The 10821-nt window shown below is 30.2% G+C and carries 11 protein-coding genes; all 11 read left to right on the forward strand.

Annotated elements, in window-relative coordinates; genetic code table 11:
* The coding region (gene ltrA, locus BN38_RS00345; RefSeq protein WP_044564939.1) for a group II intron reverse transcriptase/maturase at nt 1-1135 on the forward strand (1135 nt) is incomplete at its 5' end.
* Nucleotides 1136-1692: 557 nt separating this feature from the next.
* Nucleotides 1693-2163, forward strand: coding sequence for a hypothetical protein (locus BN38_RS00355; protein ID WP_044564940.1), 471 nt, complete (start codon nt 1693-1695; stop codon nt 2161-2163).
* A gap of 22 nt (nt 2164-2185) precedes the next feature.
* Nucleotides 2186-2707: a DUF2975 domain-containing protein gene (locus tag BN38_RS00360; RefSeq protein ID WP_044564941.1), complete on the forward strand. Its 522-nt coding sequence runs from the start codon at nt 2186-2188 to the stop codon at nt 2705-2707.
* A 2-nt stretch (nt 2708-2709) separates the two neighbouring features.
* Complete coding sequence (locus tag BN38_RS00365) at nt 2710-2925, forward strand: helix-turn-helix domain-containing protein (protein WP_044564942.1); 216 nt, start codon at nt 2710-2712, stop codon at nt 2923-2925.
* A 109-nt stretch (nt 2926-3034) separates the two neighbouring features.
* On the forward strand, nt 3035-3643 hold the full coding sequence (locus BN38_RS10695; RefSeq protein ID WP_049944400.1) for a GNAT family N-acetyltransferase: 609 nt from the start codon (nt 3035-3037) through the stop codon (nt 3641-3643).
* A gap of 400 nt (nt 3644-4043) precedes the next feature.
* Nucleotides 4044-4694: a response regulator transcription factor gene (locus BN38_RS00375; protein WP_044564943.1), complete on the forward strand. Its 651-nt coding sequence runs from the start codon at nt 4044-4046 to the stop codon at nt 4692-4694.
* Nucleotides 4695-5549, forward strand: a complete 855-nt coding sequence (locus tag BN38_RS00380) for a sensor histidine kinase (RefSeq protein WP_044564944.1) — start codon at nt 4695-4697, stop codon at nt 5547-5549. It abuts the gene before it with no gap.
* A gap of 52 nt (nt 5550-5601) precedes the next feature.
* Complete coding sequence (locus BN38_RS00385; protein ID WP_044564945.1) at nt 5602-6282, forward strand: ABC transporter ATP-binding protein; 681 nt, start codon at nt 5602-5604, stop codon at nt 6280-6282.
* The gene (locus BN38_RS00390) at nt 6275-8704 is read left to right on the forward strand and encodes an ABC transporter permease (RefSeq protein WP_044564946.1); all 2430 of its coding nucleotides are present in this window, start codon (nt 6275-6277) and stop codon (nt 8702-8704) included. Before BN38_RS00385 ends, BN38_RS00390 begins: the two co-directional genes overlap by 8 nt.
* A gap of 174 nt (nt 8705-8878) precedes the next feature.
* Nucleotides 8879-10534, forward strand: coding sequence for a formate--tetrahydrofolate ligase (locus BN38_RS00395; RefSeq protein ID WP_044564947.1), 1656 nt, complete (start codon nt 8879-8881; stop codon nt 10532-10534).
* A 113-nt stretch (nt 10535-10647) separates the two neighbouring features.
* The gene (locus BN38_RS11070; RefSeq protein WP_154649905.1) at nt 10648-10791 is read left to right on the forward strand and encodes a hypothetical protein; all 144 of its coding nucleotides are present in this window, start codon (nt 10648-10650) and stop codon (nt 10789-10791) included.
* Nucleotides 10792-10821 lie beyond the last annotated feature (30 nt).

Below are 10821 nucleotides of genomic sequence, written 5' to 3' on the forward strand. Positions count from 1 at the left end.
GATAAGACAAGAAATTATTGAAAGACGCTACAAACCACAACCAGTACTCCGAGCAGAAATCCCTAAACCAAACGGAGGAAAAAGAAAACTCGGAATACCAACAGTAATGGACAGAATAATCCAACAAGCAATCGTACAAGTCTTAACCCCGATAATAGACAAAAGATTTTCTGAAACAAGCTATGGCTTTAGACCAGGAAGAAACTGTCAAATGGCAATAACAAAAAGCCTAGAATACCTAAACGACGGAAACGAATGGGTAGTAGACATAGACCTAGAAAAATTATTCGACAAAGTGCCACAAGATAAACTAATGAGCATAGTCCATGAGCATATCAAAGCACCAGACACAGAATCACTAATCAGAAAATACCTAAAAGCAGGAATAATGAACAAAGGCATATACGAAAAAAGTGAAATAGGAACTCCACAAGGAGGAAACCTATCACCACTCCTAAGCAACATCATGCTAGACAAACTAGACAAAGAGCTAGAAGCAAGAAAACTTAGATTCACCAGATACGCAGACGATTGTCTGATATTTGTAAAAAGCAAAGCAGCAGCCACAAGAGTAATGCACTCCGTAACAAGATTCATAGAAAACAAACTTGGACTAAAAGTAAACGCAGAAAAAAGCAAAATAACAAGACCAAGCAAAATAAAATATCTAGGATTCGGCTACTGGAAAGACAACAAGACAAATCAATGGAAAGCACGAGTCCATGAAACATCATTTAAAAGATTCAAAAATAAAATAAAGAAACTAACCACAAGAAAACGGTCAGTATCCTTAGAATACAGAATCAAAAAGTTAAATGAAGTAACAAGAGGCTGGATAAACTACTTTAAAATAGCAAGCATGAAAAGCAAACTAAAAAGTTTCAGCGAGCATCTAAGAACCAGACTTAGAATAATCTGTTGGAAAATGTGGAAAGTAGCAAAGAAAAGGCAATGGGCGTTAATGAAAATGGGAATAGGAAAAGACCTAGCAAGACTAACAGCCTATTGTGGAGATAGGTACTATTTTGTAGCAACAAAAACCTGCCTAGTAAGAGCAATCACAAAAGAAAGGTTAAGCAAAACAGGCTTAATCGACCCTTATGATTACTATATAAGCAGGGCATGTGTAAATTAAATTGAACCGCCGTATGCCGAACGGCACGTACGGTGGTGTGAAAGGGGCTAGATCTTAGCCCCTATTCGATTGCCTAAAATTAAGGAGTAATCTTGACATATGATATTAGATTTTTGGAAAACATAGTCTATGTAACGACAAAGCATGGAGATAAATCTGTTACAGATAGTCCAGAAGAATGGTTAGATAATTTCTAAACTTTTTCAATTTGCCAAATTCTGTCTCAGCTAATTGAGTTATGGGGGCTTAACATAAAGTCGGAAGAAGTTCAAAAAAGTAAGACCAACAGAGAGACAAATGACTACGCCCTTATTTCTATTAAGGGAAGTGGACTTGGTCTTTATGTTTCTGATTTATCCCTTCTAACGATTGAGCTTGTCAACGATATGTTTACAAAAAAATAACGATGATTATAAATACAAGAAAGTGGCAATGTAAGAAGATTTTGACAAATTCTAAGTCATTTTATGAATGATATTGACAAACAATAATTATTGTTTTACAATAATAATTAAAGAGGATTATCGTTTTACAATAATTTTATGAGAGGAATTTTCATGAGAAAAAGATTTTTAATAATGGGTATTTTTCTTGTTTTTTCTATAGTTTTAACTTCTTGTAGTCCAATTACTACAACAGAACAAACGAGTAGTAAAAAAGAAGAAAAGATTGAAATATTTGATTCTAACAGTAAAAAAATTGTAGAAACAGAAGAACAAGAAGTTCTAGACTATTTTAGTAATTTGACTGGAATGAGTGTAGAAAATATTAATGATAAAAACTTTGACGATTATTTTAAAGAAATATCAGATGATGCAATAGAGTCTTACCACTTTTTATTAACCAGCAAGAGAGAGGATAAAAAAGCTTCAAAGATAGATTTTTATATTTATAAAAATTATCCATATATTACAATGGAGGGAATGCCATTGAAGCTATCTTCATTAACTTGGGAACTCTCTAAAGAAGATTTAAATGATCTGGAAGATAAAGTACAAGAATGGGAAGATGTAGATGATAATAGATAAACGAAAGTGTTGAGGAGAAGTTATGAAAAGTTTTATTTTTAAAATAGCGATTATATTATCTAAGGTTTTAAGATATCTTTCATACTTGGGAGCAGGTTTTACCTTGCTTGGAAATATATTAACTCTAATTTTCAAAGATAATGTAATACATTTAGTAGAATCTCAACAATTTAATCTAAAAGAAGTTTCACTTCCGTTTATTATTTATTCATGTTTGAGTGCCGTTATGATATTCATTGTTGCTGGTTTTTCATTGGATAAATTCGAGAAGATTTTAGTTAATTTAGAAAAAAAAGATTATTTTTCAGACTTAAACTCAAAATATTCTAGAGATATATTTATAGCACTTATAGTTCTAACGATTTGTCAAATTATTTCTATGTTAGTTTTCAATTATCTTAAAGTGGACAACATTAGCAGTGTGTATAATTTAACTATAAAGGATTATTTAACGAATATAATTATGATGGTTATAGCTTTTTCATCAATGATGATATTTAATTCGGGAAAATCTTTAAAAGAAGATTCGGAAAGTATAATTTAAAAATGAAGGATCAAATAATTATTAATCTGGATCAAGTATTAAAAAAGAAAAATATGACATCAAAAGAGCTCGCAGGAAGGATAGGAATAACCGAAGCAAATTTATCAATATTAAAAACAGGAAAGGCCAAAGGTATAAGATTTAATACTTTAGCCGCCATTTGCAAAGAGCTTGATTGTCAACCTGGGGATATATTAGAGTACATAAATAATGATTAGCAATGATAAATGCATATTTCTCAGAAATCACTAGATTCATATTTTAACTTTTTATACAGTCTAGAAGTTATTTTTGAGTTACTTTATACTGTTTTAGGTGGGACAATTAATGGATAATAATTTTAAATTAGAAGGTAAATTAGTTAGGCTTGGACCTTTAAAAGAAAAGGATATTAAGAATCTAATTTATTATATGACAGATGATATAGAATGGCAGCAATGGGATGCTCCGTGGGAAAATGATGATGGCGAAATTTTTGACCAAATAGAATTTGAAAATAGATTAAAAAATCAAATTAATCATTTAAGATACAAAGAAATTACATCAGGAACATTTATTTACCGTACTCTAATTATCGAGCGACTTTCCGATGGAGAATTTTTGGGGAAAATTAATAGCTACCATATTGATGAAAATTACAATTATTCTAGTAGAGGCAAGCATTTTACAATAGGGATAGGTATTTATAAAAAAGATTATAGAAAATCTGGATATGCTAGTGAGGCTTGGTCACTTTATATAGATTATTTAAAGTCAAAAGGACTAGAAGAAGTATATACTCAAACTTGGTCTGGCAATATACCAGCACAAAAATTAATTCAAAAATTAGGATTTACTTTAGTTGATGTTGATAAAAATTGCCATCAATTAAATGGGAAGAATGTAGATGGTTATACTTATAGATTATTATTAAACGTCAGCTTTATTTATAGATAATAAGTAAAAAAGTGATTTAATGAGCCAAAATAATATCATGTCAGTATGCTGTGTAAAAATGTAATTACACCTAGATATCTCTAACAAGTTATAAGAGAGATTAATGATGAAGACATGGATAATTGGCATAACCAGCTGAATGAATATTTAATAGATGTAGGGATATCTTATATTTAAGTACAAAATTATATTTACGATCTTTTAACGACATCTGCAGTTTTGTAGGTGTCATTTTTATATTAGTTACTATTAATTTTTTATAAAGTGACTAGTAGATAGATTCCTTAATATCCTATTTATAATTTAGGTCTTAATGTATACTATAAGTAAACATATGAACTTTATTTTTTTAGTAATATGAATTCCATAAATTTCTTGAAGTATTAGAATAGGTGAAGATATGAAAAAAATATTAATAATAGAAGACAATGAAGAAATTGCTCTACAAATAAAAAAGTACTTATCAAAAAATGGATATGAAGTTGACATTGCGTCTTCATATTATGAAGCCTTGTTTAAGATGGATATAAATTTCGATTGTGCGTTATTAGATATAAATCTACCAGACAAAGATGGTCAGTATTTGATTGGGAAGTTAAAAGATAAAGATATCAGAGTGATAGTTACTACTGTTAAAAACGATGAAGATTTTATAATAGCATCTCTTGATCAAGGCGCAGATGATTACCTAACCAAGCCATTTTCCCTTGCTATTCTTAGGGCGAGAATTGATGCGGTTTTAAGAACTATTCCACTAAATGAAGATAAAATTATTACATACAAGGATATAAAAATAGATTTAAATAATTCAAAAGTTTATTTTAAGGGAGATGACGTAGAATTAACAGCTCTTGAATATAAGATTCTACTTTTATTTATTAAAAATCCGCACAGAGTCTATACTAGAAGTCAACTTTTGGAGATGTTTTGGGAGGATAGGGATAAGTTTGTGAACGATAATACTCTTACGTCAACAATCAAAAGAATTAGAGAAAAACTTGACAGGGAAGTTATTTCTACTGTTAGAGGAATTGGCTATAGGATGGACTAAATGGTTTATGTGTTTTGGATATTAAGCTTGGGGCTTCTTTATTATTTTTTAGAAAAAAGAAAGAAAAATAGGATAAATGAGCTTATAGATTTGATAGAAAATATGAAAAATCAAAATTATAAAATCCCAATGAAACAAGATGACTTTTCGATTTTAGAGGATAAAATTTACAAGCTATTTATAGAAATAGTGGAAGCTAAAGAAACAAGTAGAAAAAATAGCGAAAAGCAAATAGAATACTTGGAAGACATAGCTCATCAGATAAAAACACCAATCACATCCATGCTTTTTTCTATAGAAAATTTGGAATTGGATTACCCTAGCAATAGTGATATAGAAATATTAAAAAAGCAAATTCTAAGGTTAAGTTCTTTATCAGATATTTTGTTAAAACTTTCAAGCCTTGATGCAAACAAAGATTTGATGAAAAATGAAAACTTTAATCTAGAAGAATTAGCTACATATGCACTGGATAGCCTTGACTTAAAGAAAACCATAGATGTAGATGAAAGTTTAAAAGAGAATGTCATATGTGGAGATTTTTATTGGCTGGCGGAAGCTGTGATCAATATCTTGAAGAACGCTGATAATAGACCATCTTGCGATAAAATTTCAATTTCATCTTACAAAAATCCACTCTATACAAGCTTAATCATTGAAGATAATGGCGGAGGCATAGAGAAAGCAAATATCAAAAAAATCTTTAAACGCTTTTATAAGACACCAGATTCCAATGGATTTGGCATAGGCCTTGCTATGGCAAAGACAATTGCCCAGAAGAATAATGGAGAAATTTCTGTGACAAATACTGATTCTGGAGCCAGATTTGAAATAAAATTTTACAATGTCACCTAAAAATCACTTTACTTTTATATACTTACCTTAAGATAAGAAAAAGGAGGCAAGTATGGAAATTTTAAAAGTAGAAAATTTAAGAAAAGAATATGGAGAGGGAAATTCCGAGGTGGTGGCCTTAGATGGGGTTGACCTCACAATAGAAAGAGGAGAATTTGTAGCCATTGTAGGCCCTAGTGGGTCTGGAAAATCAACTCTTTTACATATTATAGGAGGAGTAGATAGTCCAAGTGAGGGCAAAGTTTATATAGAAGGGAATGATATTTCTCAGTATACTTCAAAGGAATTAGCTCTTTTTCGTAGGAGAAAAGTAGGTTTAATATATCAATTTTATAATCTAATCCAAAATTTAACAGTAAGGCACAACATAGAGCTTCCCCTAAAATTGGATAAGAGAAAAATCAATGAAGAAATCTTGCTTGATACTGTTAGAAAACTTGGCATAGAAAGCAAACTTGATTCTTTCCCGAGCGAGTTATCAGGAGGTCAGCAGCAAAGAGTTGCCATAGCGAGAAGTATTATCTACAAACCATCAATAATCCTAGCTGATGAACCAACAGGCAATTTAGACAGGAAAAATTCTAAGGAAATTATAGAAATCTTTAAATATTTTAATAGGACTTTAAAACAAACAATAATCCTAATCACCCATGACGAAAAAATCGCCCTAGAGGCAGGTCGTATCGTGACCATTGTTGATGGAAAAATTGTGGGAGATGAGAAACATGAATAAGAAGAATTTTCCTATTTTCATATCAGTATTTATTGTTTCCTTATTTTTTACCGTGATATTTTATTATTCATTTTCTAGCATATCTTTTACAAATAGAGAATTTAGGAGTGAATATTATGAAGATGCCTATATAGAAGGCCATATAAAAGAAAATGACTTAGCTGATATAAAGACTAATGAATATGTTAGTGAGGTTGGTTTTGAGTCGAGAGATTCTATATCAGGAAAAATTTATGATAAGATATTAGCAATATCTCTGTTTGACCAAGCTATTGCTAACATGAAAGGTGATTATGATTTAAAAGAAGGAAGGTATCCTAATAATTTCGATGAAATTGCCCTTAGTGAGAGCCTTATAAAAAACAAAAATTTGGCCATATCGGATAAAGTAAACGTTGAATTCGGAAAGAGAACTTTAGATGGCAAGATTGTTAATCCAACATATAAGCCTACAAGCGATGAAGAATTTATAAAAACAACAAGTAAGGAAATGAAAATAGTTGGAATTATTAAGGATAATCCTAATGGTATAAGTGGTGCAAATATTTTTATTAACACAAATTATGAAAATAAACTTACAGCTATAAGATTTAAATCACTTTATAAAGCTTATGACAATCAAGATATAATCGAAGAAGATTTATCAAATAAACTAGGTAGGAAAATTAAAGTTGAATTTGAATCAGCAATTGTTGATCATTATTACTTATATGAAAGTAATGTGGGAAGAATATTAAAACAATTATCAACAATTTTCCTTGTGATTTTAGCTATAGGTATATTTGTATTTTTTAATAAAAATATATTTTTAGTATGGTCTTTAGAGAAAATTAAGGTGCTATCCATGTATAAATCAATAGGAAGCACAGATTCACAAATACTTTCCCTGCTTTTTAAAGAAGCGGTTATCATATCGATATTACCATTATTGCTAGGACATTTTTTAGGCTATGTAGCAATTAAAAAATATTTTAGCCTAATTAATAGTAATATGGGTATAGATATTCCATCTTCGGTAGATTTTAATATTATATTAAGCTTTATTATAATATTGATTTCTTTACTAATAATATTTATATCGCTTGCAATTACCTTGAGGAAAATTAAGAAAATAGAGATTATAGATGGTCTAAAGGGTCTTATAAACTTTAAAAAATCAAAAAAGAAAAGAGCTAGTACTATTTTTAAAGAACTAAGGATAAATAACCTTGCAAGTATTAAGTCACAATCATATATTTCTACAATAGGAGTCTTAATAATTTCAGTCTTATTTATCATGATATCTTTTTCAAGTCATGCGGTAGATTTAGGATTTTATCAAGATGATTATAATCTAATTGTTGATTATTATAGCAAAGATCCAAGATTACCAGAAAATTTAATTTCAGTTGACGAAAAGATTAATTCAAAAAAATCATTTATCTATCAACAAAGAAACTTATCTATAGATAATAATTTAGAATTTTCTGAAGAATTTTTTGCAAATAATCTAGAAGATTTTTTATTAGAAAATACTGGCGGTGATGAAGACAATATAACTCTAGCAAAAATAGTAGGACTTAGGGAAGAAGACCTTAATACCTTAGGAGGCAATAAAGGAGAATTTATTTTATATAATATGATCCAGTCTAACCCTAATGAGCCAATAAGAGATGCTAAGATGGTTAAGTTTTTTAAAAATCCTAAAAAATTAGATTTAATAACAGCAAGTGGAAATAAAGCTTCAGTTGATATTAGTAAGAGCATAGATGATTTAAAAGATATTACATTAAAAATTAATCGAGGTGTTGTCTACATTTTTACAGATTTTGATACCTACTTCAAACTTTTAGAGTCTACTGGTAATGGAAATCTAGTAAATTATCCTTTTACTCTAAAAATGGATGTTAATCCTGATGAAATTTATGATAGCAAAGAATCTATTAAGAATTTTTTGGATAAAAATCCTAGAACTGATGAAAGCTATGAAGTTTATAGTGATGGTGATAGGAGTGAAGAAGATGATAAATTTTTGGGTGGACTTCTAAGCATAAACTTTATCCTAGCAGCTATAATTCTTGCGCTAAATTTCACAAATGGATATGCTTCTATAAATTCAAGCTTGATGGCAAGGAAAAGAGAAATAGGCAACCTGTATTCTATAGGAATGGAAAAAACTGATTTAGAAAAATTATTAAAACAAGAATTTGTATTTGAACAAATAAAATCATTTGTTTTAGCAATACTAGTGACTTTTGTTGTTATTACAATCATGTCAATAATTTCATCTGGATATAGCTTTTATGTATTTTTAAAATACTACAATCACCTTGCGTTCTTAGGATTTTCGATAGTTGTATACGCTGCAAACTTGTTAATCTATCATTTCTCTTTAAAGAGAATACTTGATAGACCAACAATAGAACTGATCAGAACAATTTAATTATAGATTGGAATAAATGGCTTTTAGTATTTAAATAAATACTAGGAGCCATATTTTATATGAATTAAAAAACAACCATTAATCACATACATTATTTTAAAATTTATAAGCATATGGTATATTAAAGTCAAACGTTTGTTGCTTAAATAATACATATTAAAGAAAGGCTGGTTTATGAAGACTGATATTGAGATTGCAAAAGAGATTGAACTTAGGGATATTGATGACATTTGTCATGATTTGGGGATTAGCGATTATGAAAAATATGGCAAGTATAAGGCAAAATTGGGCTTAGAGTATGCTGACAAGAAAAAAGAAAATTCTAAGTTGATTTTAGTTACAGCTACAAATCCGACTCCAAGTGGTGAGGGTAAAACTACCTTAAACATTGGTTTATCAATGGCTTTAAATAAGATTGGTAAGAATGCCATTTCAGTTTTAAGGGAACCATCTATGGGACCATCTTTTGGTAGAAAAGGTGGTGCGGCTGGTGGGGGCTATAGCCAAGTTTTACCAATGGATGAGATAAACTTACACTTTACTGGAGACTTCCACGCTATAACTTCTGCTGTAAATCTTGTTGCTGCGATTTTGGATAACCATATTTACCAAGGCAACGAAAAAAACATAGATCCAAAACAAATTGTTTGGAGAAGATGTGTCGACCTTAACGATAGAGCGTTGAGAAATATTGTAATTGGAATGGGTAATAGGACTGACGGTGTTACTCGCGAGGATAAATTTGATATTACTGTTGCCACAGAAATGATGGCTGTTTTGTGTCTTGCAACAAGTATTGAAGATTTTAAAGACAGGGTAAGCAAAATGATTGTTGCCTTTGACTACGACAATAATCCTGTTACAGTCGATGACATCAGAGCTACAGGATCTGTTGCAGTTGTAATGAAAGATGCCCTAAAGGCAAATTTAGTTCAAACAACAGAAAATACTCCTGCCATAATCCACGGTGGACCATTTGCAAATATAGCTCATGGATGTAACTCTCTACTTGCCACAAAAACAGCCTTGGGCATAGCTGATTACGCAGTTACAGAAGCAGGTTTTGGTGCAGACCTAGGTGCTGAGAAATTTAACGATATAAAATGCCGTCTAGGAGGCCTAGCTCCAGATGCAACTGTTATAGTAACTTCTATTAGGTCTTTGAAATACCACGCAGGAATGGCTTTTGATAATCTAGCAGATGAAAACTTGGATTATTTAAAAATCGGCTTTAAAAATCTTAGAATCCACATTGAAAATATGAAAAAGTTTGGCAAAAATATTGTAGTTGCAATTAATAAATTTGCCACTGATACAGATGAGGAAATCAAGTTATTAAAAGAATTGACCCAAACACTTGGAGTTGATGCTGTTGAAACTAATGTATTTACTGAAGGTGGCCAAGGCGGAGTTGAGCTAGCTGAAAAAGTTGTCGAATTATGTGAAAATGACAATAATTTCAAATACTTATATGAACTTGATTTACCTATAAAAGAAAAAATAGAAACCATTGCCAAGGAAATTTATAGGGCCAAGGGAGTAGTTTATAGTAAAAAATGTGAAAAAGAAATTAAGAAAATAGAAAAGCTAGGATACTCTAACTTGCCTATTTGTATAGCCAAAACTCCATATTCTCTATCAGATGATGATAAGATAAATATCACATGCGATGATTATGAAATAAATATTAGAGACATTAGAGTCAATGCTGGAGCAGGATTTTTGGTAGTTTATACTGGAAATGTTCTAACTATGCCAGGATTACCTAAGGCAGCCAATGCTTATAATATTGATCTAGACGATAACAATGAGATTGTAGGTCTATTTTAATTTATAAAAAATTTACCTATATTATAAAATAATATAAATTTAGACTTGAAATTTTTTCAAAAATATTTATAATAGACTTATATTAAAATTTAAGGGATAGATGGAGGGGTATTATGAACAATGAGTGTCTAAACATTATGACATTTGCTGATAGAAATGTTTTTTCTGATCTTTCATACCCTATCTTTGCCTACATCAAAAAATTAAGATTTCCAATTGGCGTATTTTGCCGTGCATTAGAAGAGAACCCTCTATAGGGTTCTCTTTTTATGTATGTAATTTTGTAG

The organism is Anaerococcus provencensis, from assembly GCF_000312365.2.
Lineage (GTDB): Bacteria > Bacillota > Clostridia > Tissierellales > Peptoniphilaceae > Anaerococcus > Anaerococcus provencensis.